The sequence below is a fragment of the Streptomyces sp. NPDC056948 genome, assembly GCF_042674225.1.
Classification (GTDB): Bacteria; Actinomycetota; Actinomycetes; order Streptomycetales; family Streptomycetaceae; genus Streptomyces; species Streptomyces purpurascens.
In genome coordinates this window covers 16,845-43,539 of record NZ_JBHUQX010000017.1, presented here as the reverse complement: position 1 = coordinate 43,539, position 26,695 = coordinate 16,845, and the positions used below count along the sequence as shown (strand labels likewise).

Sequence of the window (26,695 nt, the reverse complement as noted above, 5' to 3'; positions counted from 1 at the left end):
CTCCCGGGCCGCGGGCCTCAACCGTTTGTTTGCCTGGCCTCAACTTCCTTGTCAGACTGGTACGTTGACATCATCAGGGCAGTCGGGGCACGGGGGGCGCATGACCGCGGTCGTCTTCGTCCATGGGACCGGGGTTCGCGAGCCGGCCCACTCAGCGCTGGTGGGACGTGTGACGGCCGGACTGGCCGCACAGCGCCACGGGCTTCGGGTCCTGCCCTACTCCTGGGGAGCGGCACACGGTGCCACGCTCGCGGCCGACGGGGCGAGTCTGCCGCCCCGGTCCGGCACCACGCGCGGTCTCGGCGAAGGCCCGGCGGGGTCGGACCCGGGCGACCAGGTGACCGCGGCATGGGCCGCCCTCTACGCCGACCCGTACGCCGAACTGGCCCTCGCCGCTGCCCGATCCGGCCCGGCCGTCGAACGCCCGCCCGGCTCCGTACCGCCGCACCAGGGCATACGGGCGCTGCTCACCGCTCTCGCCGCCCAAGGGGACGCGTCCGTCGCCGAGTTGGGCCCCGGACTGGCCCGCGCCGCCACCGACCTGGCCGCCCACCCCCTGCTCGGCCCCGCCGCCGACGCCCTCGATGCGGCGGACCTCGCCGTTCTCGCCGCCCGCTCACTGACCGCCCGCCTCATCGCCGACGCCCTCGACGCCGACTCCCCGCTCGTGCCGGTCGGCGAGACCCGTGACGCCGTCACCGACCGGATCGCCGAGGCCCTCGGCGCACCGCCCCGGGGCACGGAGCGAGGGCTGCGCTCCTCCCTGCTGCGGGCGGCCGGAGCAGTGGCGTCGCGTGCCGTCGAGCGTCGTCGGCGTGCCCTCACCGAGGCGGCCCACCCCGCCGCCGGCGACATCCTGCGCTACCTGAGCCGGGGCGCCGCCTTCCGGGACGGCCTGCACACCCTCGTCGCGGGCCTGGAGTCGCCCGTCGCCGTGATCGGCCACAGCCTCGGCGGCATCATCGCCCTCGACACGCTGATCGCCGCCCCACTGCCGCAGGTCCGGCTCCTGGTGACGGCGGGCTCCCAGGGGCCCTTCCTCTACGAGTCGGGCTCCCTGCCGTCCCTCGAACACCCCGCGCCCCTGCCGTCGTACGTCCCCGCTTGGCTGAACCTGTACGACCCGCGCGATCTGCTCGGCTATCTCGGCGCGGCGCTCTTCCCCGGCCGCGTTACCGATGTCGCCGTCGACAGCGGTCAGCCCTTCCCCGCCGCGCACAGCGCCTACTGGACGAACCCCGCCGTGTACCGCCACATCGTGGACCACCTGCCGTGACCGGGGCGATGCCGTCCGTCGACCCCGCCCGGGTGCACGCCCTCGTTGTCGGGATCGAGGCGTACGAGGCCGGGGACGCCTGGCGGCTGCCCGGGCCCGCCCGGGACGCCGTACGGTTCTGGCGGCTGCTGCGGGACGCCGGGGTGCCGGAGTCTCAAGTGCGGCTGCACCTGGCCCCGTTGCCGCCGTACGACCCGCAAGTCCCTTACGGGCGAGCGGACCGGGCGACCTTGCGTCGGGCGCTCGTCCGCGAACTGTCCCCGGCGCAGGGCGACATGCTGTGGGTGTGGTGGGGCGGGCACGGTGTGCTGGACCGGGCCGGGCGGCTCCGGCTCTTCTGCGCGGACGCGGGCGTCGCCGACAAAGTGGGCATCGACCTGGAATCCGCACTGGCCCGGTACGCGGGTGACGCCGTGCCCGGTCTGCGCGAGCAGATGTGGATCGTGGACGCCTGCGAGACCTTCGAGGAGGACCTCGCCTTCCAGGAGGCGCTGCCCGCCGACGCCCTGCCCGTGGGCCGGCCCAACCACGTGCACCGGCAGACCGTGTTGCGCGCCGCCGGCCGGGGCAGGGCGGCGGCCAACGACCCGGTCCGTGCCACCGGGCTGTTCTCCGACGTCCTGCTCGGTCTGCTGGCCGACCGGGCGGCCGTTCTGCCCGCGCCGCCCGATCCGGAGGAACTGTTTCCGGCCGTTCGGGCGCGCATCGCGGCCCTCAGGGAAGAGGGCCGTACTCTTCAGCATCCCGAGATCCGGCTCCAGGGCCCCGACCGTACGGAGACCCTGCCTCCGGCCGGACCGCCCGCCGCGCCGCGCCCCCTCGCGGCATTGCAGCGCGCGGTGGAGGCCCTCCTCGCCTACCCCCTGGTGAACGACCCGGACGAGCGGCAGACGGTCGTCGCCGCGCTGAACCCCCGTGTCACAGCAGCACTCCGCCGCCACAGCAGGGCACGCACCGACGTCGTCAACATCCTCGGAGGGCTCGCCCGGCGGGACCCGGAGGCACTGTGGGACCTGTTCGACGCCGTGGTGTCCGTCGACGACGATCCGGAGCTGAAGGTCGAACTGGCGGCCGCAATCAGCGAGTTGGCTTCCACTTCGCCGCGGCGGTGTGATCGGCGATGATCAGTGGCGTGATCGTACGGTTTTCGCCCCGGGGGGTATTGGTCATGATGGAAAGACACGGGGCATCGCGTGCCACCGTGCGAGAAGGGGGAGCATCTTGGACCAGCCGCCCGCTCTGCACCACACCGGAGCCGCCGCACCTGAACCGGTCGTCGCCGCCGCGGGGACCGATGTGTGGGAATCCGATCTGGCGGACCTCGCGGCGCTGCCCCTGAGCGCCGTGGACGGTCTCCCCACCCTGCCCCCCACCACACGCCTGCTGACCGAGGTACTACGCGCCCGCAGCAGCATGAGGAGCGGCGAAGGAGGAGGCCAGGGCGCCCGAGCCGACTAGCCGCCGACCGCGTCCCGACGGCAGAGCCCCGGTGCGACACCCACACGCGCACCGGGGTCCCCGCATGTCCGCCAACCCGACCGGAGGCCCGCGACGATGACCAGCGAGCAGCACCTCGCTCCCTTCCGCATGCCGGACCGGCTCTTCGCGGAGCTGGCCGCTGGAGGTGGCTCCGCAGCGGCCGTCGCCTTCCTCGAACGAGCAGAACGCGCGCGACGGTTGCTGCTCCTGCGCACCCTCCTCAACCATCTCGACGCCCTGCCCACCCCCCTCACCCCGGTCGCCGAGGCCTGGCGGGTGCTCAAGGAGGCGGCCGAGGAGTCGCCGGAGCCGGTCGAACGCCTGCTGCTGGCCCCGGCGACCGGCGGCTGGATCTCCCACATGCTGCGCCGGGTGCACGGCACGGCGACCGGGCCGCCGCTGTGGGCGGAGGCGGGCCACCTGTGTGCGCTGGCCCTCGCGGCCTCCTTGCACGCGGACACCGAGACGGCCCTCGACGTCCCCCTCATCAGCGGGCGGCTGCCCGTGCCCGGTCTCGGCATGGTCCGACTTCCCGACGCGAAAGAGGGCTTGGCGGTCGGCCGGGCCATGACGTCGGGGGGAGAGCTGACCGTCGAGGGGCCGGGAAGGGCGGCCGTAACGGTGCGGGTGACGTGTCGCCCGCTGAGGCAGCGCGCCGCCGCCGGGGCAGTGACAGAGGGGAGCAGCTGGCTTCCGCTGCGAGCCCTCACCCACACCGGCCCCGATGGCACGACGCCCGTCAGCGTCGTACTCGAAGACCTCGACCCCTACAGAGACCTCGACGACCACCTGCCCCCAGACCGACTCGACGAGGACGAGGCACAGGAGTGGCAGCGGTTGTTCGACGAGGCCGCGCGGATCCTCGCACGCCCGGGCGCACCGGGCCCCGGGCGGGTCGACCTCGCCATGATCCTGGCGATCGTGCCCTTCGGACGCACCGCCGTCAGCCCGCCCCCGCTGCCCTTCGTCCAGGTGTCGGCCTCCAGCGGCGACTCCTTCGGCGGCATGCTCATAGTCCGCCCGGCCTCCGCGCTCGCGCTCGCCGAAACCCTGGTGCACGAACTCCAGCACAGCAAGCTGGCCGCCCTCCTTCACCTGTTCCCGCTGCTGGAGGACGACCGGGCCGAGCGCTACTACGCCCCCTGGCGCACCGACCCCCGCCACCTCACCGGCCTGCTGCACGGCGCGTACGCCTTCACCGGTGTCGCGGGTTTCTGGCGGGACCGGCTGGTCGATGCGGAGGGGGCCGAGGCGGTCGAGCGGGCCGCCTACTTCTTCGCCCTGCGTCGCCTGCAGAGCCGCCTGGCCGTGCGCACCCTGCTGACCAGCGGCCGGCTGACCGTACAGGGCTGCGCCCTCGTGTCCGGGCTCGCCCGCACCCTCGATGGCTGGCTGCGGGAGCCGGTCCCTCCGGCCGCGCTGAGCCGAGCCCGCGCAGCCGCCGCACTGCACCGCACCGAGTGGCGCCTGCGCAATGTCGCCCCGCCCTCCTCCGGATCCGGAAACCCTCGCTTCCGCCCCGACCGCACCTCCTGGCCCGACGTCCGCACCCACGCCTTCGCGGCCCGCCCCGTCGCCCCCCACACCGCCGACGAGCAGCTCGCCGCGGGGGACGCCGCAGCCGCGCTCGCCCGGTACGCCGACCAGCTCGCCACCGATCCCGCCGAACCGCACGCCCTGGCCGGCTGGATCGTCGCCCGCGCTGTCCTTGACCCGGGGCGGACGACCCGGCGGATGCTGGCCCGGCCGGAACTGCTCCAGCCGCTGCCCAGCGGATGACCCTGCCGGTTGTCGTCACGGAGACGCAAACAAGAGTTCGTGGAAACGCGCGAGCAGCGCGTCAACGGGCGCCGCGATGGTCAGGATGGAGGCATGGCATACCACGTCCACTCCGAGGCCGGGCGGCTGCGCCGCGTCATCCTGCACCGGCCCGATCTCGAGCTCAAAAGGCTCACCCCCAGCAACAAGACCTCGCTGCTCTTCGACGACGTGCTGTGGGTGCGCAGGGCCCGCGCCGAGCACGACGGATTCGCCGACGTGCTGCGCGACCGGGGCGTCACCGTCCACCTCTTCGGTGATCTCCTGGCCGAGACGCTTCAGGTCCCGGCGGCCAGAACCCTCGTCCTGGACCGGGTCTTCGACGAGAAGGAGTACGGCCCCCTGGCCACCGACCACATCAGAGCCGCCTTCGAGGATCTGCCCGCGTGGGAACTGGCCGAGCTCCTGGTCGGCGGCATGACGAAACGCGAGTTCCTGGACGGGCACCCGGAGCCGACCTCCGTGCGCTTCCACGTCATGGACCTGGACGACTTCCTGCTGGACCCCCTGCCCAACCACCTCTTCACCCGCGACACCTCCGCCTGGATCTACGACGGCGTCTCCATCAACGCCATGCGCTGGCCCGCCCGGCAGCGCGAGACCGTGCACTTCGAGGCGATCTACCGGCATCACCCGCTGTTCCGGGACGAGACCTTCCACCTGTGGTCCGAGGGACAGGCCGACTATCCGTCGACCATCGAGGGCGGGGACGTACTGGTCATCGGCAACGGCGCCGTCCTCATCGGTATGAGCGAGCGCACCACACCGCAGGCCGTCGAGATGCTCGCGCACAAGCTGTTCGCCGCCGGTTCCGCCGAGACGATCGTGGCGCTCGACATGCCCAAGCGGCGTGCCTTCATGCACCTCGACACCGTGATGACGATGGTCGACGGCGACACCTTCACTCAGTACGCGGGCCTCGGCATGCTCCGCTCGTACACCATCGAGCCGGGCGTCGGAGAGAAGGAGCTGAAGGTCACCGACCATCCGGCGGAGCACATGCACCGCGCGATCGCCGCCGCGCTCGGCCTGAACGAGATCAGGGTGCTGACCGCCACCCAGGACGTGCACGCCGCCGAGCGCGAGCAGTGGGACGACGGCTGCAACGTCCTGGCCGTCGAACCGGGCGTCGTGGTCGCCTACGAACGGAACGCCACCACCAACACCCACCTGCGCAAACAGGGCATCGAGGTGATAGAGATCCCTGGCAGTGAGCTGGGGCGGGGGAGAGGCGGACCGCGCTGCATGAGCTGCCCTGTCGAACGGGAGCCCGTATAGACATGCTGAGCTTCGTATAGTATTCCAGGAGTCTGTGTCCCCGTATCCCTGGAGCGCCCCCATGGCGACAGCCCCGAGCGCCCTCGCCGGCCGCCACTTCCTCAAGGAGCTGGACTTCACCGAGGAGGAGTTCCGCGGTCTGGTCGAGCTGGCCGCCGAGCTGAAGGCCGCCAAGAAGGCCGGGACCGAGACCCAGTACCTGCGGGGCCGGAACATCGCGCTGATCTTCGAGAAGACCTCCACCCGCACCCGCTGCGCGTTCGAGGTCGCGGCCGCCGACCAGGGCGCCTCGACCACGTACCTCGATCCGTCCGGCTCCCAGATCGGTCACAAGGAGTCGGTCAGGGACACCGCGCGGGTGCTGGGCCGGATGTACGACGGGATCGAGTACCGGGGCGACAGTCAGCAGAAGGTCGAGGAGCTGGCGGCGCACGCCGGTGTGCCCGTCTTCAACGGCCTCACCGACGACTGGCACCCCACCCAGATGCTGGCCGACGTGCTGACCATGACCGAGCACTGCGCCAAGCCGCTCGGGGAGATCGCCTTCGCCTACCTGGGCGACGCCCGCTTCAACATGGGCAACTCCTACCTGGTCACCGGCGCCCTGCTCGGCATGGACGTCCGTCTGGTCGCGCCGAAGGCCTACTGGCCGGCCGAGGAGGTCGTCGACCGGGCCCGAGCGCTCGCCGAGAGCAGCGGCGCCCGGATCACGCTCACCGAGACCCTGGACGACGGCGTCCGTGGCGTCGACTTCGTCGCCACGGACGTCTGGGTCTCCATGGGTGAGCCGAAGGAGGTCTGGGACGAGCGCATCACCGCCCTCGGCCCGTACGCCGTGACCATGGACGTCCTGCGCGCCACCGGCAACCCGGACGTGAGGTTCCTGCACTGCCTGCCCGCCTTCCACGACCTGGGCACCAAGGTCGGCCGCGAGATCCACGCGTCGCACGGCCTGGCGTACCTCGAGGTCTCCGACGAGGTCTTCGAGTCGGCCCACTCGGTGGTCTTCGACGAGGCGGAGAACCGGATGCACACCATCAAGGCGGTCATGGTGGCGACCCTGGCCTGAACAGGCCTCAAGCCGACGGGCGCCGCTGAGCCGGCACCGCGGGCAGCCTGAACCACACCGCCTTGCCGGACTCGGTCGGCCGGTGCCCGCACGACGAGCTCAGGGCGCGGATCAGCAGCAGCCCGCGCCCGTGCTCCTGCCAGGGGTCGGGCGGCCCGCCGGCCGGGCGGGTGAGGTCGCCGGGCGGTGCCGGGTCGGTGTCGTGCACCTCGACCTGACATCCCGACGGCATCAGCTCCACCACCAGCTCTATCGGTGCCTCACCGGTGGTGTGCTCCACCGCGTTGGCCACCAGCTCCGCCGTGAGCAGCTCCGCCGTGTCGCAGTCGGCCCCGTACTCCAGCTCGGCCAGCGCCGTACGGACCAGGGCACGGGCCACCGGCACCGCCGCGACGGTGTGCGGCAGCGCGATGCGCCAGGAGGCGGGAGCGGAGGGGAGTTCGTACAAGGCGGGTCCGTTCATGGAGCAGGACATCCTGCTTTCAACCTTACGAATGGTACGGCGCCGCTCTTCAGAGGCGTCCGAGGGGCCACCGTCGGGGGGCGCCTTCGCCCCCTTGCCGGACGGCTTACCCAGGTGAACGCGGTGCCGCGCGCCGCTGCTCCCGCCGTTACGCCGGTGTGGATGATCTGTGACGGATGTGACCGGCCCGGGCCACCCCGGATCCACACAGAAGTCCTACCCGGACGGTCTATCGCGCACTCATGACGACAGTCACGGATGAGTGATAGCTTCGTGGGGTAGAGCTCAGTGAGGCAGTGCCCGCCCGAGGAGGCCGCACGTCATGAGTCCTTTCACCGGCTCCGCCGCCCGCACCCCCCGCTGGGAGCACCTGCGCGTCGATCTCACCGACGGCGTCGCCACCGTCACCCTGGCCCGCCCCGAGAAGCTCAACGCGCTCACCTTCGGCGCCTACGCCGACCTGCGCGACCTGCTCGCGGAGCTGTCCCGGGAGCGGGCCGTACGGGCCCTGGTGCTGGCCGGCGAGGGTCGCGGCTTCTGTTCCGGGGGCGACGTCGACGAGATCATCGGCGCCACCCTCGGTATGGACACCGCCCGGCTCCTGGACTTCAACCGCATGACCGGCCAGGTGGTGCGTGCCATCCGGGAGTGCCCCTTCCCGGTGATCGCGGCGGTGCACGGCGTGGCGGCGGGCGCCGGAGCGGTGCTCGCCCTGGCAGCGGACTTCCGCGTCGCCGACCCCTCGGCCCGCTTCGCCTTCCTCTTCACCCGGGTCGGCCTCTCCGGCGGCGACATGGGCGCGGCCTACCTCCTGCCCAGGGTCGTGGGCCTGGGGCACGCGACCCGCCTCCTGATGCTGGGCGACCCGGTCCGCGCCCCCGAGGCCGAGCGCATCGGCCTGATCAGCGAACTGACGGAGGAGGGCGCCGCCGACGAGGCCGCCCAGCAACTGGCCCACCGCCTGGCGGACGGCCCGGCCCTGGCCTTCGCCCAGACGAAGGCTCTCCTCACGGCCGAGCTGGACATGCCCCTGGCGGCATCGGTCGAACTCGACGCCTCGACACAGGCCCTCCTGATGACCGGGGAGGACTACGCGGAGTTCCACGCCGCTTTCACAGAAAAGCGCCCCCCGAAGTGGAGCGGACGGTGAGCGCGACCCCCTCAGGGGCGCTGGGCCTACGCGTAGCGATCATCGGCGGCGGCCCCGGAGGCCTCTACGCCGCAGCCCTGCTGAAACGCCTCGACCCGTCCCGCGACATCACTGTCTGGGAACGCAACGCCCCCGACGACACCTTCGGCTTCGGAGTGGTCCTCTCCGACGAAACCCTCGGCGGCATAGAGCATGCAGACCCCCAGGTCTACGAAGCCCTCCAGAGGGACTTCATCCGCTGGGACGACATCGACATCACCCACCGCAACACCCGCCACACCTCCGGAGGCCACGGTTTCGCGGCCCTCGGCCGCAAACGGCTCCTCGAAATCCTCCACACCCGCTGCCGCGAACTCGGCGTAGCCCTCCGCTTCCACACCGAGGCCCCGAAAGACCTCCCCCAGACCCACGACCTGGTCATCGCGGCGGACGGCATCCACAGCACCACCCGCGAGACCTACGCGGACGTCTTCCATCCCCAGGTCACCACCCACCACTGCCGCTACATCTGGCTCGCCGCCGACTTCGCCTTCGACTCGTTCCGCTTCGACATCGCCGAGACCGAACACGGCGTGATGCAACTGCACGGCTACCCCTTTGCCCGCCCGTCTCCCGACCACCACCCCTCAACGAGGCCCTCCGGGCCGCAGAATCAACTCGGCGCCTCCACCGTGATCATCGAGATGCGCGAGGTGGTCTGGCAGAGGGCCGGTTTCGACGAGCTCGACGAGACCGAGTCGATCGAACGCTGCGGCAAGATCTTCGCGGAAGCACTCCGCGGCCGCCCTCTGCGGTCCAACAACTCGGCGTGGACGACCTTCCGCACGGTCGTCAACGACCGCTGGTCGCACGGCAACCTCGTCCTGCTCGGCGACGCCGCCCACACCGCCCATTTCTCCATCGGCTCCGGCACCAAGCTCGCCGTCGAGGACGCCCTGGCCCTGGCCGCCTGCCTGGAGGAGCGGGCCCCACTGGAGGAGGCCCTGGCCGCGTACGAGGCGGAGCGGCGGCCCGTCGTCGCCTCCACCCAGCGTGCGGCCCGCGCCAGCCTGGAGTGGTTCGAGAACCTCGGCCTGTACCTGGACCAGCCGCCCCGCCAGTTCGCCTTCAACCTGCTCACCCGCAGCCGCCGCGTCACCCACGACAATCTGCGGCTGCGCGACCCGGACTTCACGGAGGCGGTGGAGCGCGAGTTCGGCTGCCCGCCCGGCACGCCCCCGATGTTCACCCCGTTCCGGCTGCGCGGTCTGACCCTGCGCAACCGGGTCGTCGTCTCGCCCATGGACATGTACTCGGCGGTCGACGGCGTCCCCGGCGACTTCCACCTGGTCCATCTGGGCGCGCGGGCGCTGGGCGGGGCCGGGCTGGTGATGACCGAGATGGTGTGCGTCAGCGAGGAGGGCCGGATCACGCCCGGCTGCGCCGGCCTGTACACCGGACGGCAGGCCGAGGCGTGGCGGCGTATCACCGACTTCGTGCACGCCCAGGCGCCCGGCACCGCGATCGGCGTGCAGCTCGGCCACAGCGGCCGCAAGGGCTCCACGAAGCTGATGTGGGAGGGCATGGACGAGCCCCTCCAGGAGGGCAACTGGCCGCTCGTGGCCGCCTCCGCGCTCCCGTACAAGCCGTACAGCCAGACCCCGCGCGCGCTGTCCCGGGCCCAGCTCACCGACATCCGTGAGCAGTTCACGGCAGCCGCCTGCCGTGCCGCCCGGGCCGGCTTCGATCTGCTCGAACTGCACTGCGCCCACGGCTACCTGCTCTCCGGATTCCTCTCCCCGCTGACCAACCGGCGTACCGACGCCTACGGCGGCTCGCCGGAGAAGCGGCTCCGTTTCCCGCTGGAGGTGTTCGACGCCGTACGGAACGTGTGGCCGGGGGAGCGGCCTCTGACCGTGCGGATCTCCGCCACCGACTGGGCCGAGGGCGGGACCACGGGCGAGGAAGCCGTCGAGATCGCCCGGGCCTTCGCCGCGCACGGCGCCGACGCGATCGACGTGTCGACGGGACAGGTCGTGGCGGACGAGCGGCCGGAGTTCGGGCGGTCGTACCAGACGCCGTTCGCGGACCGTATCCGTCGCGCCGTCGGCGTCCCGGTGATCGCGGTCGGCGCGATCTCCTCCTGGGACGACGTCAACTCCCTGATCCTGGCGGGCCGCACGGACCTGTGCGCCCTGGCCCGCCCGCACCTCTACGACCCGCACTGGACTCTGCACGCGGCAGCCGAACAGGGCTACACGGGCCCGGGCGTCGCCTGGCCGGCCCCGTACCGCGCGGGCAGCCGCCGGCCCCAGACGGGCCGCACGGACGCGCCGAAGCCGCGGCTGAGTTTGTGAACAACCCCCTGGGTCGCTCCGCCTAGGGCGCGGTGGGCGCGAAGTCCGTCTCCTTCGCCGCGGTGATCCCGGCGCCCATGTTGCGCTCCATCATCTCCAGGGCGGCGGACGCCAGATGGGGGTGGATGGAGGCGACGGCGTCCCTGGGCACCGTGACCTCCAGATGGCGGATGTGCGCGTCGAGGGCGGAGTAGAGGACGCACTGCTCGGTGACCGTGGGCCCAAACGAGGGGACGCGATCTACAGGCCCACGAATTCCGCCCCCGCGTCCCGCAGCCGCTCGTGCAGCCCCCGGAACACCGCCGACGAGCGCTCCCCGGGCCAGTCCCGGGGAAGCAGGGCGGACGGCAGGCCGGGGTCGGTGTAGGGGAGGTGGCGCCAGGAGTCCAGGGCGAGCAGGTAGTCGCGGTAGGCCTCCTCGGGCGGGGTGTCCTCGCGCTTCTCCCAGCCGTGCAGCACGGGCGCGTGGCGGTCGAGGAACGCCTCGTGCTCCTTGGCGATGGCGGCCAGGTCCCACCAGCGCGTGACGGCCTCGGCGGTCGGCGCGAAGCCGAGGTGGCCGCCGCGGAAGAAGTCGACGTACCCGTCGAGCCGCAGCCGCTGGAGGGTGTGCCGGGACTCCTCGTACAGCCGCGCGGGCGCGATCCACACGCCCGGAGCGGCCGTGCCGAAACCGAGGCCGGCCAGCCGGGAGCGCAGCACGTGCCGCTTCTGCCGCTCCGACTCCGGCACGGAGAACACGGCGAGCACCCAGCCCTCGTCCTCGGGCGGAGCCGTGGCGTAGATGCGCCGGTCGCCGTCGTCGAGCAATTGCCGGGCGTCCGGGGACAGTTCGTACCCGGCCGCACCGTTCGCGGTGCGGGCGGGCACGAGCAGTCCGCGTCTCTTGAGCCGCGACACCGAGGAGCGTACGGACGGGGCGTCCACACCGACCGCGGCCAGCAGCCGGATCAGTTCGGCTACCGGCACGGGGCCCGGTACGAAGCGGCCGTACGCTCCGTAGAGCGTGACGATGAGAGACCGTGGTGCATGCTGGTCGGACACGTTGATCATCTTAGGTCGTACGGCTCAATCCTGGTCGCCTTCGGTGCCGCCGTCCGGGACTCCTCCGGTGCGCAGCCGGAATCGCTGGAGCTTGCCGGTGGCGGTGCGCGGCAGCGCGTCCAGGAAGACGATCTCGCGCGGGCACTTGTACGGGGCCAGCTCGCTCTTCACGAAGTCGCGCAGCGCCCCGGCGTCCCGTTCCGCGCCCTCCTTGAGGACGGCGTAGGCCACCACGACCTGCCCGCGCGCCTCGTCGGGCCGTCCCACGACCGCCGCCTCCAGCACGTCCGGGTGCCGCAGCAGCGCGTCCTCGACCTCGGGTCCGGCGATGTTGTACCCGGCCGAGATGATCATGTCGTCGGCGCGGGCGACGTAGCGGAAGTAGCCGTCGGGTTCGCGGACGTAGGTGTCTCCGGTGATGTTCCAGCCGCCGCGTACGTACTCCCGCTGCCGCGGGTCGGCGAGATACCGGCAGCCGACCGGTCCGCGCACGGCGAGCAGCCCCGGCTGCCCGTCGGGCACCGGCCGGCCGTCCGCGTCCTGGACGCGCGCGTGCCAGCCCGGTACGGGAACGCCCGTCGCCCCGGGCCGGATCCGGTCGTCGGCCGCGGAGATGAAGATGTGCAGCAGCTCGGTGGCGCCGATGCCGTTGATGACGCGCACGCCTGTGCGTTCGTGCCAGGCCTGCCAGGTGGCCGCGGGCAGGTTCTCGCCGGCGGAGACGCAGCGGCGCAGGGACGAGACGTCGTGGCCGTCGAGCTCGTCGAGCATCGCGCGGTAGGCCGTCGGCGCGGTGAACAGGACGGAGACCCGGTGCCGGGCGATGGCGGGCAGCAGCTGCCTGGGGCCCGCCTGCTCCAGCAGCAGGGCGCTCGCCCCGGCCCGCAGCGGGAAGACCACCAGCCCGCCCAGCCCGAAGGTGAAGCCCAGGGGCGGACTGCCGGTGAAGACGTCGTCGGCGCGGGGCTTCAGCACATGCCGGGAGAAGGTGTCGGCGATCGCCAGCACGTCCCGGTGGAAGTGCATACAGCCCTTGGGGCGGCCGGTGGTGCCGGAGGTGAAGGCGATCAGCGCCACGTCGTCGGCCGCCGTCCGGACGGCCTCGTACGGCGTGCCGGGCGCCGGGCGATTGAGCAGGTCGTCCGGGGCGTCACCGCCGTAGGTCGTGATCCGCAGGTCCGGGATCTCGGCCTTGGCGAGGTCGTCGACGGCCCGGATGTCGCACAGCGCGTGCCGGACCCGGGCGATCTCGCACATCGTGCCCAGCTCGTGCGGACGCTGCTGGGCGAGCACCGTGACCGCCACGGCCCCCGCCTTCAGCACGGCCAGCCAGCAGGCGGCGAGCCACGGTGTGGTGGGGCCGCGCAGCAGCACCCGGTTGCCGGGGACGACGCCGAGGTCGCCGGTGAGCAGGTGCGCGATGCGGTCGACCCGGGCGCGCAACTCGCCGTACGTCCATGGCTCACCGGTGGGGGTGAGGAACGCGGGCCGATCGTCCGGAGGGCCGTGGAGCAGTTCGGCCGCGCAGTTGAGCCGTTCGGGGTAGCGCAGCTCCGGCAGGTCGAAGCGGAGCTCGGGCCAGTGGTCCGGGGGCGGCAGATGGTCGCGGGCGAAGGTGTCGACGTGCGCCGTGTCCCGTGGATTCATACGGTTCGCCCCCTTGGCGTGGTGGGCTCGCCCCTGGAGCGTATCGTGTTGGTGACGACAGTCAACGGTTCGCGATAGCCTCGGAGTGGCCCGGCCGGGAAGCAGGGTGGCGGAGAAGGGACCGGCAATGACCGCATTCTCGCTCGAACCGGCACAACTCGCCTGGTGCGCCGAGCTGCGCACCCTGGCCGCCGAGCGGCTCCGCCCGCTGGCCGAGAAGGGCGAACCGGGTCATGTGAACCGCGCGCTGGTCGCCGAACTCGGCCGACTGGGCCTGCTGGAGCGGCTCTTCACGTCCGGCGCCCTCGATCTGTGCCTGATGCGCGAGTCCCTGGCCCACGGCTGCACGGAGGCCGAGACGGCCCTCGCCCTCCAGGGCCTCGGCGCCCACCCGGTCCACGCCCACGGCACCGAGTCCCAGCGCGCCCGCTGGCTCCCCCGGGTGGCCGACGGCACGGCGGTCGCGGCGTTCGCGCTGAGCGAGCCGGGCGCGGGGTCGGACGCGGCGGCGCTGGCCCTGCGAGCGGAGCGGGACGGCCCGGCCCGCTGGCGCCTCACCGGCGAGAAGTGCTGGATCTCCAACGCCCCCGAGGCCGACTTCTACACCGTCTTCGCCCGGACCGTCCCCGATGCCGGGGCCCGGGGCGTCACGGCCTTCCTGGTGCCCGCCGACCGTCCGGGTCTGACCGGCACCGGCCTCGACATGCTCTCCCCGCACCCCATCGGCGCGCTCGACTTCGACGCCGTACCGGTGACGGCCGAGGACGTGCTCGGAGAGGTGGACCGGGGGTTCCGGGTCGCGATGGGTACGCTCAATCTGTTCCGCCCCAGCGTCGGCGCCTTCGCGGTCGGCATGGCCCGGGCGGCCCTCGACGCGACCCTCGCCCACACCGCCGGGCGGGACGCCTTCGGCGGCAAGCTGAGGGACCTCCAGGCCGTCTCCCACCAGGTCGCCGAGATGGCCCTGCGCACGGAGGCGGCCCGCCTGATGGTCTACGCGGCGGCGACGGCCTACGACGAGGACGCCCCGGACGTGCCCCAGCGCGCCGCCATGGCGAAACTGCTCGCCACCGAGACCGCGCAGTACGTCGTCGACACGGCCGTCCAGTTGCACGGAGCCCGGGCGCTGCAACGCGGGCACCTGCTCGAACACCTCTACCGCGAGGTGCGCGCGCCGCGCGTCTACGAAGGGGCCAGCGAGGTGCAACGCGGCATCATCGCCAAGGAGTTGTACGCCCACCAGGAGGCCCGGTGACCACCGAGCGCGTCAATCCGCCCGAGCTGTCCCCGCCCACCGGCTTCTCCCACGCGGTTGTGGCCTCCGGGTCGAGGGTGGTGTTCCTGGCGGGCCAGACCGCCCTCGACGCCGACGGCAAGGTGGTGGGGCGGACCCTGCCGGAACAGTTCGAGAAGGCGCTGGCGAACCTGCTGGCCGCTCTCACGGCGGCCGGCGGCACGCCCTCCGACCTCGCCCGCGTCACCGTGTACGCCACGGACGTCGCCGCGTACCGCCTCCACGCCCCCCAACTGGGCCGGCTGTGGCGCGAGGCGGCCGGGCGCGACTACCCCGCCATGGCGGTCGTCGAGGTCGTCCGGCTGTGGGACGAAGAGGCGATGGTCGAACTCGACGGCTTCGCGGTGCTGCCCTAGAACCGCTCTCAGGCCGCGACGGCCAGCCGCTGAGCCGTCACCCGGTGCGGCTCCACCACGCGTCCGTCCGGCAGCAGCTCACCGGTGTCGTCGAAGACGATCGCCCCGTCGCACAGCAGGCTCCAGCCCTGCTCGGGGTGGGCGGCGACGACATGCGCCGCGGAGGAGTCGGTCGCGGAGCACTGGGTCTGGTGGGCACACATGGCGCACCTCCACGTCGGTAGGGCCATCCGGAGGATTCGTATGACTCTTACGTACAGACCATGCTCCCGACTCGAACTCATCGGAACGGCCCGTCAGGAAGCGTGACACGCCCCGGACATTCCCCGGACCGTTCCACGACGGTCGGTGCGGATCCGCCACCGAAGGAGTGAGGGGCGCGGGCGTGGGTCCGGGCGCCGGGTACGAGTGGAACAAAAAACCACTCCTTTCGGGAGGTTCCCCCCATGCGTGTTCGTCCCCTGCTCGGCGCGACGGCCGGTGCCGCGCTGCTCCTGCTCACCGGTGCCACCGCGGCACCCGCCACCGCGTCCGCCGCGGCCCCGTACGAGGCCGTGACGGTCGACTCGGTGGGCCGGATCACCGCCGACGGCACCGTCACCCTCTCCGGCACCTACCGCTGCCGGAGCGCCATCGGCCCGGTCTTCGTCAGCTCCTCCGTGAGCCAGGGCGTCTCCACCACCCGCTACGGCATCGGCGGCACCCGGGCCGTGTGCGACGGCGTGAAGCACCGCTGGGTGAACACGGGCCGGCCCAAGCCGGGCGCGCTCGCGCCCGGAGCGGCCCACGTCGAGGCCACCCTGATGGAGCTGCGCACCTTCAGCGGCCTGCCGCTGCCCAGCTTCCACGCGGTCCACGGACGGGACATCACCCTGACCCGGCCCTGAGCACGGGCCGGTGACCTGGGCCTCCCGCACCGCGGTGGTGCGCGGAGGCCCTCCTTGACTGTTTAATTGCGAGGCCTGTGCAAGAACATGACTAGAGCAACAACGGGGTGAGGTCATATGTCGACCCGTCGGATACGAGGAGCCGCCGTCACGGCGGCGCTGGCCGCGGCGGTCACCGCCTGCTCGGCCCCCAGCAGTGGCGGCGAGGGCGACGCCAAGTCCGGATCCGTCGTCATCGGGGTGGCATCCGAGCCGGACACCCTCAGCCCGCTGCTCGGCTACGGCAAGGACGGCAACTCCAAGATCTTCGACGGGCTGCTCGCCCGCGACGCCGACCTGAAGCTGAAGCCCGCCCTGGCGGCGGCGCTTCCCGAGATCGCCGACGGCGGCCGCACGTACACCTACACGCTGCGCGACGGGGTGGAGTTCAGCGACGGCGAGCCGCTGACGGCCGCCGACGTCGTCTACACGTACCGGACCGCCCTCGACGCCAAGACCAACAACACCTTCAAGAGCGAGCTGGACGCCGTCAAGGAGGTCCGGGCGAGCGGCGACGACAAGGTCGTCTTCACGCTCCGGTACCCCTACGCCGCCTTCGCCGCCCGCACCGTGCTGCCCATCGTCCCCGAGCACCTCGCCGGGAAGCAGGACCCCAACACCGGCTCCTTCAACACCGAGCCGGTCGGCACCGGCCCGTACGTCCTCTCGAAGTGGAGCAAGGGCGAGAAGCTCACCTTCAAGGCCAACCCCCGCTACTGGGGCGGCGAACCGAAGGTGCGGACCTTCACCATGGCGGTCATCGCCGACGACAACGTACGCGCCACCCGGCTGCGCTCCGGCGACCTCGACGGCGCGGTTCTCCCGCCCAACCTCGCCGCCACGTTCAAGAACGACGACGGCAGGCGCACCTACGACGCCCGGTCCTACGACTTCCGGGCCGTCACCCTCCCCACCCCGAACAAGGTCACCGGCGACCGCGCCGTCCGGCAGGCCCTCGACGCCGCCGTGGACCGCGAGGCCATGGTCGGCAAGATCCTCGACGGCGCCGGCCGCCCGGCGTACGGGCCGCTGCCCGTCGACGACCCCGCCTTCACCAAGGCCATTGAGCGCGCCCAGGACCTCGGCAGGGCCAGGAAGATCCTGGACGAGGCCGGCTGGAAGCCCGCCGGGGACGGCATCCGCGCCAAGGGCGGACAGCGGGCGTCCTTCACCCTCCTCTACCCCTCCGGCGACAAGGTCCGCCAGGACCACGCCCTCGCCTACGCCTCCGACGCCAAGAAGGCCGGCATCGAGGTGAAGGCGGAGAGCGCCACCTGGGAGGTCATCGAGCCGCGCATGAAGGACACCGCCGTCCTCGCGGGCTTCGGCAGCACAGGCGACCCCGACTTCGGCCTGTACACCCTGCTGCACTCCTCCCTCGCCGGCGACGGCTTCAACAACATGGCCCGCTACGACAACCCGGCCGTGGACCGAGCCCTCGACAACGGCCGCCGCGGCCAGGACCCGGCGGAGCGCACGGCCGCCTACGACAAGCTCCAGCGCGCCCTGGTCCAGGACCCCGGCTACACCTTCCTCACCCACATCGACCACCTCTACGTCCTGGCCGACCGCTGGGACGGCCTGAGCACCCAGCTCGAACCGCACGAGCACGGCTTCGCCAGCGGCCCCTGGTGGAACATCGAGGACTGGCAGCCGAAGAAGTGACCCGCCTCCCCTGGGGAGCGATGGCACGGCTGGCGGGACGGCGGGCGCTGTTCGCCGTCCCCGTCCTGCTCGTCGTCACCTTCGGCGTGTTCGCGATCGCCGCCGCCTCCCCGTTCGACCCCGTCAAGGCGTACGCCGGCACCGCCGCGCTCGGCGCCGACCAGCAGACCCTGGACCGGCTGCGCGAGAACCTCGGCGCGGACCGGCCCTTCGCCGCCCGCTGGTGGCAGTGGCTGACCTCCGCGCTCACCGGCGACCTCGGCCACTCCAGCGTGCTGCGGCAGCCGGTCGCCCAGGTCATCGGCGAACGGCTCGTGTGGTCCTCGCTGCTGTGCGCGGTCGCCTTCGCCGCCGCCGTGCTGGTGGGCACGGTCCTCGGCGTGCTCGCCGCCCGCCGGCCCGGGTCGCTCCTCGACCGGACCGTCACCTCCCTCGCCTACACCCTGGAGGCGGCCCCGGTCTTCTGGATCGCCCTGCTCGCCGTCTGGCTGTTCGCCCTCCAGTGGGACGTCCTGCCGGCGGGCGGCCTGACGGACACCGCCAGCGAACAGGTCACGGCCGGGCAGGTCACGAGCCACCTGGTGCTGCCCGCCGGAGTCCTCGCCGTCTCCCAACTGCCCTGGTTCACGCTCTACGTCCGCCAGGGCGTCGGCGACGCCCTCGCGGAGGACCCCGTACGCGGCGCCCGCGCACGCGGCCTGAGCGAACGCACCGTCCTGCTCGGCCACGCCCTGCGCTCCGGAGTGCTGCCGGTGCTCACCCTGATCGGCTCCCGCGTGCCCGAACTCATCACAGGGGCCCTGCTGGTGGAGAGCGTCTTCAGCTGGCCGGGCATCGCCGCCGCCACCGTCGAGGCGGCCACCGCCGTCGACTTCCCGCTGCTCGCCGCCCTGACGACCCTGGCCACCGCCGCCGTCCTCGCCGGGAATCTGCTCGCCGACCTGCTCTACGGACTGTTCGACCCGAGGGTGAAGCTCAGTGACATGTGACGCACCGGCGCCGGCCGGCGCCCCGGCCGAGACCGAGTGGCGCTCGCACGGCCCGAAACGCCGCTCCACCCGCACGCTGCGCGTGCGCACCTCCGCCGTGCTGGTGGGCGCGACCGTCCTCGCCGTGCTGCTCGTCCCGCCGCTGGTCCAGCTCGACCAGCAGGCGGTCGACCTGGCCGCCAAGCTGCGACCGCCGTCCTGGGCCCACCCCTTCGGCACCGACGACGTCGGCCGCGACCTGCTGCTGCGCTGCGTCTACGGCCTGCGCGTCTCGCTGCTCGTCGGAGTGGCGGCGGCCCTGACGGCGACGGTGGTCGGCACCGCCGTGGGCGCGACGGCGGGCGCCCTGGGCGGCTGGGCCGATCGCGCCCTGATGCGGGTGGTCGACGCGTTCTCGTCCGTGCCCCACCTGCTGCTCGGCATCTTCATCGTCGCGATGTTCCGCCCCGGCGTCTGGCCGGTGGTCGTCTCCGTCGCGCTCACCCACTGGCTGTCCACCGCGCGGATCGTCCGCGCCGAGGTGCTGTCCCTGCGGTCCAGGCCGTACGTCGACGCCGCCGTCTCCGGCGGGGCGTCCCGGTGGCGGGTGACGGTACGGCATCTGCTGCCCGCCGTCCTGCCCCAAGCCGCCCTCGCCGCCGTGCTGATGGTGCCGCACGCCATGTGGCACGAGTCGGCGCTGTCCTTCCTCGGACTCGGACTGCCCACCCACACGGCGAGCCTCGGCACCCTGATCCAGACGGCCCGCGGCTCCCTGCTCGCCGGACAGTGGTGGCCGACCCTGTTCCCGGGCCTGTTCCTCATCATCCCCACCCTCGCGATCGCCGGCCTCGCCGGAGCCTGGCGGGAGCGGATCCATCCCCGCCGTCGATCGGAGCTGATGCTGTGAGCACCGGAGTCGAAACCGACTCGGGCCAAGTCGCCGCGGGGCCGGCCGGAGACGGGCCCGTGCTGTCGGTGCGCGGCCTCTCCGTACGGTTCCTCATGGCCGGTGGACGACGTGTCGCCGCCGTCACCGATGCCCGGTTCGACGTGGCGGCCGGTGAGTGCCTGGCCCTGATCGGGGAGAGCGGCTGCGGCAAGTCCGTGCTGGCCTCCGCCCTGCTCGGCCTGCTCCCCGGCAACGCGCAGACCGCCGGAGCCGCCCACCTCGGCGACCTGGATCTGCTCGAGGCCGACGAGCGGACCCTCGCCCGTACCGTACGGGGCCGGCTCATCGGCCTCGTACCGCAGAGCCCGGCCGCCCACCTCACCCCCGTGCGCACCGTCCGCTCCCAACTGGAGGAGACGGTCGCCGCGTTGACCGCCACCCGGGGGCGCGCCGCCCTGCGTGCCGCCGCCGAGGCCGCCGCCGAACGGGCCGCGTTCCCCGCGGACCACCTCGACCGCCACCCCCACCAGCTCTCCGGAGGCCTGGCCCAGCGCGCCGCCACCGCCCTCGCTCTCGTCGGCGACGCGCCCCTGCTGCTCGCCGACGAACCGACCACCGGGCTCGACCGCGACCTGGTCGACCGTACGGTGGACGAACTGCGGCGGCACGTCGACGGGCCGGGGGAGGCCGGCGGCAGCGGACGGGGCCTGCTGATGATCACCCATGACCTGGCGGCCGCCGAGCGCATCGCCGACCGGGTCGCCGTGATGTACGCGGGCCGGATCGTCGAACTGGCCGCCGCCGCGGACTTCTTCGGCTCACCAGGGCCCCGCCACCCCTACAGCCGCGGCCTGCTCCAGGCCCTTCCCGACCGTGCCTTCAAGCCCATCCCCGGCATGCCGCCCGAACTCGGCGACCTCCCCGACGGCTGCGCCTTCGCCGCCCGCTGCGACCGGGCCACCGGCGCCTGTGCCGCTCCGCCGCCCCCGGGCACGGTCGCCTGCCACCACCCGCACATGCCGGAGGGCGTCCGTGCTTGAACTGCGCTCCATCACCGCCGGATACACCAGGAACGCCCCGGTGGTCCGGGACGTCTCCCTGACCGTGGCGCCGGGCGAGTCCGTCGGCCTGCTCGGCCCGAGCGGCTGCGGCAAGTCCACCCTGGCGCGGGTCGCGGCCCTGCTGCACCGGCCCGACTCCGGAACCGTCGTCCTCGACGGCGACGCCGTACGGCACTGGCGGCACCGCGCCCCGCGCGCCCTGCGCACTGCCTTCGGGGTCGTCTTCCAGCAGGCCAGGCTTTCCGCCGACCCCCGGCTGCCGCTCGCCGACCTGATCGCCGAACCCCTTCGTGCCACCGGCCGTGGCAGGGAAATCCCCGACCGTGTGGCCGAGTTGGCCCCCGCCGTCGGCCTCACCCCGGACCTGCTGACCCGACGGCCGCACGAGGTCAGCGACGGCCAGTTGCAACGCGCCTGCCTCGCCCGCGCCCTCGTGCTGCGCCCGCGCCTGCTGGTGTGCGACGAGATGACCGCCATGCTCGACGCCTCCACGGCCGCCGCCCTGGTCGCGGCCGTGGAGGACTACCGGGCCGCGACCGGCGCCGCGCTGCTGGCCGTCGGCCACGACCGCACGCTGCTCGGGCGCTGGTGCGACCGCACCGTCGACTGGGACAGCCTGTCCTGAACCGCGCTACCGCGGGGTTCGGGCGCGGTTCAGTGATCGTCCCAGTGTCCTTCGTGGGTGGCGTGACGGTGACCGTCGTGCACGTAGTCGGTGTGGTCGCCGTGCCGCACGGCCAGATGGCCGCAGTCGTCGCCGTGCTGGTGGTCGTGGTTGTGGTGCACCGTGTGGCCGCCGTTCGCGCACTCGTCGACGTGGCCCTGGTGCATCCGGTGGATGTGGCCGTCATGGGCGTAGTCGGTGTGGTCGCCGTGGGCGAAGGCGATGTGCCCGCAGTCGTCGCCGTGGGCGTGCGGGTGGTCCTCGTGCGTGATGTGCTCGGCGGTGGTCATGGGGGTGGCTCCTCATGTGTGGGCGCTACGGCCCGTGGCCCTTCGGTCGGGGCTGCGGTGTGGCGGCATGAATATATGGCGATTTCTGCGTGTATTGTCCGAGCACTCGCCGCCGCCCGCCATCTGACGGAGGGTGTAGGGGTGATGCCGGCTCTAGCGGACCGCCACGACGACACAACTGTCGCCGTACTGCCAGACCGGTCCCGCTGTGCCGAACCCCGCCTGCCGCAACAGCTCGAGGTGGGCGGAGAGGGGAAGGTCGGCAGGCGGACCGCTGTCGAGAGGCTCCTCCCGGCGGCGGCGCTCCGCGAGGAGGTCGGTCAGCTCGGGGTCGCGGGAGAGTGCGGCCCACCAGGAGCCCCAGTCCTCATGGGCGAACGCCCGCTGCCGGTCGGCCCGGCACCGCCCGACATGGGTGGCGATCCCGTCCGGCCCGTCGGCGTCCTGGGGGAGATGGTCGCCGTTGACGAGGACGCCCCCGGGCCGCAGCAGCGCGGCGAGCTGCCGGTAGGTGCGCAGCAGGGTGTCGCGGTCGAGGTAGTGCAGGGCCGTCGTGGAGACGGCGGCGTCCAGGGGCCGGTCCAGGCCCAGCGTCCCGGTCCAGCCGGGTGCGCCGATCTCCGCGTCCACATAGCGGGCCGCGTCGGGGTGGTGGGTCCGGCCCAGCTCCAGCAGGACGGGGTCGCGGTCCACGGCCACGATCTCCGCGTCCGGCAGCCGCCGGACCAGCCGGGCCGCCAGGGAGCCGGGCCCGCAGCCCAGGTCGACGACGAGCGGCCGGCCCGCGCGCCCCGCCGTGACGTGCTCGACGACATCGGCGATCACGGTGAACCGCTCCTCGCGGTCGACGGCGTACCGCTGCTGCTGGAGCTCCCAGCGCTCCACCCACCGCTCCGCCGTCTCCAGACTCAGCCCCATCCGGACGCGCCACCTTGCCGTCTCGCACCTGACTCCTGCCGGGCCTGAGCCTACAGGTGGAAACGGTTCCCATTACGCATAGACGGCGGAGTCACTGGAGTGACGCGAGAACGGACAGCAGCCGGTCGATCTCCTCGTCGGTGTTGTACACATGCAGACTCACCCGCACCGAACCGGTCTTCTCGCCCGCGTCGCCCTGGCAGTGGTGGTCGGAGCGGACCATGAAACCGTGGCTGAAGAGGATGAAGCCCAGGTCGCCCGAGTCGATGGCGCGGTGCCGCAGCGTCACGATGCTCTGGCGCCGCTGCACCGTCGAGTCGGCCGCCAGGCTGAGCGGGCAGCCGAGGATCTCGTAGGCGTCCAGACGGCGCAGCCCGTCGGTGAGCCGGGCCGCCAGGCCGACCGTCCACCGCTCGATGCGCTCCACTCCGGCGGCGTCCAGCCAGTCCAGGGCCGCTTCGAGCGAGGCGATGCCCACGGTGTTCGGCGTGCCGCTCCACCCGCCGGGCGTGAACGCCGGGCCGCGCGCCTGCCGGGCCCAGACCGCGCCGGAACCCGGCAGGGCCAGCGCCTTGTGCCCCGAGAAGACCACGAAATCGACGTCCGAATCGGCCACGGACACCGGCAGATGCCCGACGCTCTGCGCCGCGTCCAGACAGATGACCGCGTCCGGGCCGACCGCCCTGCGGATGCGGTGCACATTCATGTCGCCGCCGTACACGTGGTGGACGTGGGTCGTGGCGACGAACCGGGTGCGCGGCCCGGCCCGTTCGGCCAGCGCGGTGTGGTCGTAGTCCCCGGAACCGCTCTGGTACGGCATCGGCAGCACCCGGACGCGCACGCCCTCCCGGGCGAGCAGCCGCTGGGCCTCCAGCCAGGGCGCGATGTTGGCCTGGTGGTCGGCGTCGGGTACGACGATCTCGTCGCCGTCGCGCAGGAACCCCGGCAGCCAGTCGCGGGCGATCGTCCGCAGCCCCTCGGTCGTGCCGCTGGTGAAGTGGACGGCCGACCGCTCCGGCCGGCCGTCCCCGAGGAACCGGGCGACGCGCTCGCGGGTCCGCTCCACCAGCTCCGTGGTCCGGTTGGCCCAGGTGTAGGTGCCGCGCGCGGCGTTGGCGTTGCTGGTGGTGAGGTACGTCTGCACGGCGTCCAGGACGGCCTGCGGCTTCTGGGCCGTGGCCGCGCTGTCCAGGTACGCCAGTTCCGGGTGCCCGGTGACGATCGGGAACTGGGCGCGCAGCGCCTGCTGCCACTGGTGCGGATCCTCGCGGGTCATCGGTGCGGTCATGGCCGTCAGTCCCGCACCAGGGGCGCGCCCGCGTCCCGCCAGGCGATGATGCCGCCGGTCAGGCTGCGCACGTCGGCATGGCCCATCCGGGTCAGCAGCGCCGCGTACCGCGCGGACTGCTCGCCCACCGGACACGCCAGCAGCACCGGCCGGCTCCGGCTGAACGGCAAGCCGCCCCGCAGGAGTTCGGCGAACAGCTCGTCGACGATGTTGACCGACCCGTCGATGTGCAGCGCCGCGTACGCGAACGGACTGCGCAGGTCGACCACGAGCGGCCGGTCGGTGTCGATCCAGCGCCGGGCGTCGGCCACGGTGACCGACGGCGCCCCGCGCACCTCGGTCTCGGTCAGGTCGGCCGGGGAGTTCTTCCGGGCCGGCCGGCCCAGCAGGTCGGGCCGCCGCTGACGGACGTAGCTCAGATAGCTCTCGACCCGGTCGCAGACGATGAACACGGCCGTCCGGCGCTCGCCCGACTCCTCGTCGAGGGCGCGCAGATGGCGGACCGCACCGAAGTAGGCGGCCCCTCCGGTGGGGCCGCCCAGGATGCCGCAGCGGCGGTTCAGGGTCAGCATCCCCTCGATGGCCTCGTCGGCGCTCACCGACTCCATCGTGTCGTAGGTCTCCGGGTCGAACAGGCCGACCTCCTGCACCTCGTCGATCGTGCGGATCCCGGGGATGAAGTCGGACTTGGCCGCGACCAGCCCGACCACCCGCACCGAGGGGTCCTCCTCCCGCAGCGCGCGGGCCACGCCCGTGGAGGAACCGGCCGTGCCCACACACGCGACGAACCAGTCCGGCACCCGGCCGTCCAGGTCCTTGACGATCTCCGGGCCGGTCCCGGTCAGATGGGCCTCGGTGTTGCGCGGGTTGAAGTACTGATCGGTGTGCAGATAGGCGCTGCCGGAGGCGGACAGCGTCCGGTGGAAGAGGGTCAGCGGATCGTCCGTCGCGGTCGGGTCCAGACACTCGCTCTGCCCCGGCAGCTCCTCGATCTCCGCGCCGAGCAGCAGCAGGAGGTCCTTGATCTCCGGTACCCGCATCCGGTTGGTGACGCTCTTGAATCCCAGTCCGTGCATGCCCGCGACGACCGCCAGCGCCTTCGCCGTGTTGCCGCTGGACAACTCCACGACCTGGCTGCCGTGTTCGACGCCGTCGGAGAGCAGCGGGCGGGCCATGCTCCAGGCCGCCCGGTCCTTGACCGAGCCCCAGGGGTTGAGCATCTCCAGCTTGGCGAACAGGTCGATGTTCCGCAGTCCGTGCACGGCCGGGTCCAGCCGCACCAGCGGGGTGTTGCCTATCGCCTCCGTGATGCTGTCGTACCTCACTGGGCTCCCCCCGAGGGCGTGATCGGCCAGAACTGGTCGTCGAGGCACCAGCGCCACACGTCGCCGTCCTGCCAGGCGGCGACCTTGCGGGCGGCGGGCTGGTGCTGGGCGCGGGTGGCGTGGAAGTCCATGGCGTACCCGGCGGTGTTGGCGAACGCCAGCAGGTCGCCGGGGACCGGACGGCGGGGCAGGAACACCGTGCGCCGGGTGATCAGGTCGGTCTCCAGGCAGAGGCTGCCGAAGAGGTGGACGGCGACGGGCCCCTCGCCCGGGCCGGCCCCGCTTCCGGGGATGACGACCGGGTCCATCAGCACTCCGTGGTCCTCCAGGGCGATGTCGTCCGCCTTCGCGGCCAGCCGTACGAGCAGCTCCCCGCCGGTCTCCTGCTCGCGGACCTCCAGCACCTTCGCCAGCGTCAGCCCGCACTGGTCCAGCAGCGCCCGGCCGGGCTCGGTGTGCAGGTCGTACAGGTGCTCCAGCAGCAGTCCGGCCAGCGGACGGCCGTCCAAGGAGGCGGCGGGCTGGGCCAGCAGCTCGTCCAGGTAGGCCGCGCCGGCGACGGCCCGGTGGGCGGGGTAGAGGCCGAGCGTGCCGCGCAGGGTGCCGGACTCGTTCCGCAGCCCGTAGCCGTGCCCGCCCCACGTCAGGGGCGGGCGGCGGCCCAGCACGGCGGAGGTGAGCGCCGTCGTGTACGCCTCCCACTGCTCCCGCTCGGCGAGGTAGTTGACCCCGAACCCGCCGCCGACGTCCACGGCCCGGGGCCTGAGCCCCCGGCTCCGGCACGCCTCCAGAGCGGCCAGGCACCCTTCGAGCGCGGTCGCCTTCTCCGCGACGCTGGTGGTGTCCAGATGGAAGGCAGCGCCCACCGCCTCCACCGCGTCACCGTGCCGCTCGACCGCCTCCAGCAGCGCATCCAACTCCCGTACGGGCGTGCCGAACCGGCTGCGCCGGCTGAGCACTCTCACCCCCGATGCCTCGAACCCCGACAGCCGCAGCAGCACCCGCACCGGGGCGAGCGCGTGCTTGCGCACCAGCGTGGCAAGCTGGTCGAGCTCGCCCACGCCGTCGACGCTGACCGTGACCCCCGCACGGGCCGCGAGCCACAGGAACTCGGGGTTCTTCGGCCCGGTGGCCGTGATCCGGTCAGCGGTGAAACCGGCACCGAGCGCGTGCTGTAACTCGCCCAGCGACGCGACGTCCACGCCCGCGTCCGTGGCGGCCAGGCGGCGCAGCAGAGCGCTGGACCGGTTGGCCTTGTGGGCGTAGAAGACCTGGCCCGACAGATGATGCGCGCGGTACACGGACCGGAAGCGCTCCAGATTCTCGGCGATCTGGTCCGGCACCACCACGTGCAGGGGTGAGCCGAGCGCGTCGATGAGCGAGTGCGATGTCCCGGTCGCCGCCACGAGCGACCTCAGCCGTGGCTCCAGCCGCGGTTCGAGAAACAAGGGCCGGCCGTCCATGCGCGCTCCCTCCCCTGAAGCCGCT

General features: G+C 72.7%; 25 protein-coding genes and 1 pseudogene. 16 read left to right on the top strand and 10 right to left on the bottom strand.

Annotated elements, in window-relative coordinates:
- Positions 1–100 precede the first annotated feature (100 nt).
- From ACFTZL_RS04095 to argF, 6 genes are all read left to right on the top strand, one after another.
- Positions 101–1,276, top strand: a complete 1,176-nt coding sequence (locus ACFTZL_RS04095) for a hypothetical protein (protein WP_382577985.1) — start codon at positions 101–103, stop codon at positions 1,274–1,276.
- Positions 1,273–2,400: a caspase family protein gene (locus tag ACFTZL_RS04090; RefSeq protein ID WP_382577982.1), complete on the top strand. Its 1,128-nt coding sequence runs from the start codon at positions 1,273–1,275 to the stop codon at positions 2,398–2,400. The genes ACFTZL_RS04095 and ACFTZL_RS04090 overlap by 4 nt, the downstream gene beginning before the upstream one ends.
- 97 nt (positions 2,401–2,497) lie before the next feature.
- A complete protein-coding gene (locus tag ACFTZL_RS04085) occupies positions 2,498–2,734 on the top strand; it encodes a hypothetical protein (protein ID WP_382577980.1) in 237 nt (78 codons plus the stop codon).
- 96 nt (positions 2,735–2,830) lie between these two features.
- Positions 2,831–4,534, top strand: a complete 1,704-nt coding sequence (locus ACFTZL_RS04080) for an aKG-HExxH-type peptide beta-hydroxylase (protein ID WP_382577977.1) — start codon at positions 2,831–2,833, stop codon at positions 4,532–4,534.
- A gap of 93 nt (positions 4,535–4,627) precedes the next feature.
- Positions 4,628–5,851, top strand: coding sequence for an arginine deiminase (locus ACFTZL_RS04075; RefSeq protein ID WP_382577975.1), 1,224 nt, complete (start codon positions 4,628–4,630; stop codon positions 5,849–5,851).
- A gap of 61 nt (positions 5,852–5,912) precedes the next feature.
- On the top strand, positions 5,913–6,920 hold the full coding sequence (gene argF, locus ACFTZL_RS04070) for an ornithine carbamoyltransferase (RefSeq protein ID WP_382577972.1): 1,008 nt from the start codon (positions 5,913–5,915) through the stop codon (positions 6,918–6,920).
- 7 nt (positions 6,921–6,927) lie between these two features.
- Here argF and ACFTZL_RS04065 read toward each other — a convergent pair whose 3' ends face one another.
- Entirely contained in the window at positions 6,928–7,395 is a 468-nt protein-coding gene (locus ACFTZL_RS04065) for an ATP-binding protein (RefSeq protein ID WP_382498220.1), read from the bottom strand.
- A gap of 310 nt (positions 7,396–7,705) precedes the next feature.
- Between ACFTZL_RS04065 and ACFTZL_RS04060 the strand changes: the two genes are divergently transcribed.
- Positions 7,706–8,533 carry an enoyl-CoA hydratase family protein gene (locus ACFTZL_RS04060; protein ID WP_382577970.1) on the top strand — a complete coding sequence of 276 codons (828 nt, stop codon included), beginning with the start codon at positions 7,706–7,708 and terminating at the stop codon, positions 8,531–8,533.
- On the top strand, positions 8,530–10,869 hold the full coding sequence (locus tag ACFTZL_RS04055; RefSeq protein WP_382577967.1) for a bifunctional salicylyl-CoA 5-hydroxylase/oxidoreductase: 2,340 nt from the start codon (positions 8,530–8,532) through the stop codon (positions 10,867–10,869). The genes ACFTZL_RS04060 and ACFTZL_RS04055 overlap by 4 nt, the downstream gene beginning before the upstream one ends.
- Before the next feature lie 22 nt (positions 10,870–10,891).
- Here ACFTZL_RS04055 and ACFTZL_RS04050 read toward each other — a convergent pair.
- From ACFTZL_RS04050 to ACFTZL_RS04040, 3 genes and pseudogenes are all read right to left on the bottom strand, one after another.
- Positions 10,892–11,083: pseudogene (locus tag ACFTZL_RS04050) on the bottom strand (isochorismatase family protein); the annotation flags it as partial.
- Between the two features lie 26 nt (positions 11,084–11,109).
- Complete coding sequence (locus tag ACFTZL_RS04045) at positions 11,110–11,922, bottom strand: PaaX family transcriptional regulator C-terminal domain-containing protein (protein ID WP_382577965.1); 813 nt, start codon at positions 11,920–11,922, stop codon at positions 11,110–11,112.
- Positions 11,923–11,937: 15 nt separating this feature from the next.
- Positions 11,938–13,560 (bottom strand): AMP-binding protein, encoded by a 1,623-nt coding sequence (locus ACFTZL_RS04040; protein WP_382577963.1) that lies wholly within the window; start codon positions 13,558–13,560, stop codon positions 11,938–11,940.
- A 127-nt stretch (positions 13,561–13,687) separates the two neighbouring features.
- On the opposite strand from ACFTZL_RS04040, the gene ACFTZL_RS04035 reads away from it, so the two are divergent.
- Positions 13,688–14,815, top strand: coding sequence for an acyl-CoA dehydrogenase family protein (locus tag ACFTZL_RS04035; protein WP_382577960.1), 1,128 nt, complete (start codon positions 13,688–13,690; stop codon positions 14,813–14,815).
- The gene (locus ACFTZL_RS04030; protein ID WP_382577958.1) at positions 14,812–15,210 is read left to right on the top strand and encodes a RidA family protein; all 399 of its coding nucleotides are present in this window, start codon (positions 14,812–14,814) and stop codon (positions 15,208–15,210) included. Before ACFTZL_RS04035 ends, ACFTZL_RS04030 begins: the two co-directional genes overlap by 4 nt.
- 8 nt (positions 15,211–15,218) lie before the next feature.
- Here the strand turns inward: ACFTZL_RS04030 and ACFTZL_RS04025 are convergent, their stop codons facing one another.
- Positions 15,219–15,413, bottom strand: coding sequence for a DUF5999 family protein (locus ACFTZL_RS04025; RefSeq protein ID WP_382577957.1), 195 nt, complete (start codon positions 15,411–15,413; stop codon positions 15,219–15,221).
- 243 nt (positions 15,414–15,656) lie between these two features.
- Between ACFTZL_RS04025 and ACFTZL_RS04020 the strand changes: the two genes are divergently transcribed.
- The 6 genes from ACFTZL_RS04020 (at position 15,657) to ACFTZL_RS03995 (ending at position 21,347) form a co-directional block, all read left to right on the top strand.
- Positions 15,657–16,097, top strand: a complete 441-nt coding sequence (locus ACFTZL_RS04020; RefSeq protein WP_382577955.1) for a DUF6299 family protein — start codon at positions 15,657–15,659, stop codon at positions 16,095–16,097.
- 117 nt (positions 16,098–16,214) lie between these two features.
- On the top strand, positions 16,215–17,801 hold the full coding sequence (locus tag ACFTZL_RS04015; RefSeq protein WP_382577952.1) for an ABC transporter substrate-binding protein: 1,587 nt from the start codon (positions 16,215–16,217) through the stop codon (positions 17,799–17,801).
- Positions 17,802–17,821: 20 nt separating this feature from the next.
- The gene (locus ACFTZL_RS04010; RefSeq protein ID WP_382577950.1) at positions 17,822–18,790 is read left to right on the top strand and encodes an ABC transporter permease; all 969 of its coding nucleotides are present in this window, start codon (positions 17,822–17,824) and stop codon (positions 18,788–18,790) included.
- Positions 18,780–19,679: an ABC transporter permease gene (locus ACFTZL_RS04005; protein WP_382577948.1), complete on the top strand. Its 900-nt coding sequence runs from the start codon at positions 18,780–18,782 to the stop codon at positions 19,677–19,679. The genes ACFTZL_RS04010 and ACFTZL_RS04005 overlap by 11 nt, the downstream gene beginning before the upstream one ends.
- Positions 19,680–19,774: 95 nt before the next feature.
- A complete protein-coding gene (locus ACFTZL_RS04000) occupies positions 19,775–20,701 on the top strand; it encodes an ABC transporter ATP-binding protein (protein ID WP_382577987.1) in 927 nt (308 codons plus the stop codon).
- Positions 20,694–21,347 (top strand): ABC transporter ATP-binding protein, encoded by a 654-nt coding sequence (locus tag ACFTZL_RS03995; protein WP_382577946.1) that lies wholly within the window; start codon positions 20,694–20,696, stop codon positions 21,345–21,347. The genes ACFTZL_RS04000 and ACFTZL_RS03995 overlap by 8 nt, the downstream gene beginning before the upstream one ends.
- A gap of 29 nt (positions 21,348–21,376) precedes the next feature.
- Here ACFTZL_RS03995 and ACFTZL_RS03990 read toward each other — a convergent pair whose 3' ends face one another.
- The 5 genes from ACFTZL_RS03990 to ACFTZL_RS03970 all read right to left on the bottom strand — a co-directional run bounded on the left by ACFTZL_RS03990 (position 21,377) and on the right by ACFTZL_RS03970 (position 26,670).
- On the bottom strand, positions 21,377–21,676 hold the full coding sequence (locus ACFTZL_RS03990; RefSeq protein WP_382577943.1) for a hypothetical protein: 300 nt from the start codon (positions 21,674–21,676) through the stop codon (positions 21,377–21,379).
- Between the two features lie 153 nt (positions 21,677–21,829).
- On the bottom strand, positions 21,830–22,594 hold the full coding sequence (locus ACFTZL_RS03985) for a class I SAM-dependent methyltransferase (protein ID WP_382577942.1): 765 nt from the start codon (positions 22,592–22,594) through the stop codon (positions 21,830–21,832).
- A gap of 91 nt (positions 22,595–22,685) precedes the next feature.
- Entirely contained in the window at positions 22,686–23,882 is a 1,197-nt protein-coding gene (locus ACFTZL_RS03980) for an aminotransferase class V-fold PLP-dependent enzyme (protein ID WP_382577940.1), read from the bottom strand.
- A 5-nt stretch (positions 23,883–23,887) separates the two neighbouring features.
- Positions 23,888–25,207 (bottom strand): pyridoxal-phosphate dependent enzyme, encoded by a 1,320-nt coding sequence (locus tag ACFTZL_RS03975; RefSeq protein ID WP_382577937.1) that lies wholly within the window; start codon positions 25,205–25,207, stop codon positions 23,888–23,890.
- Positions 25,204–26,670, bottom strand: a complete 1,467-nt coding sequence (locus ACFTZL_RS03970; RefSeq protein ID WP_382577935.1) for a Y4yA family PLP-dependent enzyme — start codon at positions 26,668–26,670, stop codon at positions 25,204–25,206. The genes ACFTZL_RS03975 and ACFTZL_RS03970 overlap by 4 nt, the downstream gene beginning before the upstream one ends.
- Between the last annotated feature and the right edge of the window lie 25 nt (positions 26,671–26,695).

Excerpts from the sequence above, each read along its gene's own strand:
- ACFTZL_RS04080 (WP_382577977.1), top strand. The coding sequence starts at position 2,831 with ATGACCAGCGAGCAGCACCTCGCTCCCTTCCGCATGCCGGACCGGCTC.
- ACFTZL_RS04025 (WP_382577957.1), bottom strand. The coding sequence starts at position 15,413 with ATGTGTGCCCACCAGACCCAGTGCTCCGCGACCGACTCCTCCGCGGCG.
- ACFTZL_RS04095 (WP_382577985.1), top strand. The coding sequence starts at position 101 with ATGACCGCGGTCGTCTTCGTCCATGGGACCGGGGTTCGCGAGCCGGCC.
- ACFTZL_RS04035 (WP_382577960.1), top strand. The coding sequence starts at position 13,688 with ATGACCGCATTCTCGCTCGAACCGGCACAACTCGCCTGGTGCGCCGAG.
- ACFTZL_RS04000 (WP_382577987.1), top strand. The coding sequence starts at position 19,775 with ATGGCCGGTGGACGACGTGTCGCCGCCGTCACCGATGCCCGGTTCGAC.
- ACFTZL_RS04060 (WP_382577970.1), top strand. The coding sequence starts at position 7,706 with ATGAGTCCTTTCACCGGCTCCGCCGCCCGCACCCCCCGCTGGGAGCAC.
- ACFTZL_RS04020 (WP_382577955.1), top strand. The coding sequence starts at position 15,657 with ATGCGTGTTCGTCCCCTGCTCGGCGCGACGGCCGGTGCCGCGCTGCTC.
- ACFTZL_RS03970 (WP_382577935.1), bottom strand. The coding sequence starts at position 26,670 with ATGGACGGCCGGCCCTTGTTTCTCGAACCGCGGCTGGAGCCACGGCTG.
- ACFTZL_RS04045 (WP_382577965.1), bottom strand. The coding sequence starts at position 11,922 with ATGATCAACGTGTCCGACCAGCATGCACCACGGTCTCTCATCGTCACG.
- ACFTZL_RS04065 (WP_382498220.1), bottom strand. The coding sequence starts at position 7,395 with ATGTCCTGCTCCATGAACGGACCCGCCTTGTACGAACTCCCCTCCGCT.
- argF (WP_382577972.1), top strand. The coding sequence starts at position 5,913 with ATGGCGACAGCCCCGAGCGCCCTCGCCGGCCGCCACTTCCTCAAGGAG.
- ACFTZL_RS04040 (WP_382577963.1), bottom strand. The coding sequence starts at position 13,560 with ATGAATCCACGGGACACGGCGCACGTCGACACCTTCGCCCGCGACCAT.
- ACFTZL_RS04010 (WP_382577950.1), top strand. The coding sequence starts at position 17,822 with ATGGCACGGCTGGCGGGACGGCGGGCGCTGTTCGCCGTCCCCGTCCTG.
- ACFTZL_RS03990 (WP_382577943.1), bottom strand. The coding sequence starts at position 21,676 with ATGACCACCGCCGAGCACATCACGCACGAGGACCACCCGCACGCCCAC.
- ACFTZL_RS03980 (WP_382577940.1), bottom strand. The coding sequence starts at position 23,882 with ATGACCGCACCGATGACCCGCGAGGATCCGCACCAGTGGCAGCAGGCG.
- ACFTZL_RS04075 (WP_382577975.1), top strand. The coding sequence starts at position 4,628 with ATGGCATACCACGTCCACTCCGAGGCCGGGCGGCTGCGCCGCGTCATC.
- ACFTZL_RS03985 (WP_382577942.1), bottom strand. The coding sequence starts at position 22,594 with ATGGGGCTGAGTCTGGAGACGGCGGAGCGGTGGGTGGAGCGCTGGGAG.
- ACFTZL_RS04015 (WP_382577952.1), top strand. The coding sequence starts at position 16,215 with ATGTCGACCCGTCGGATACGAGGAGCCGCCGTCACGGCGGCGCTGGCC.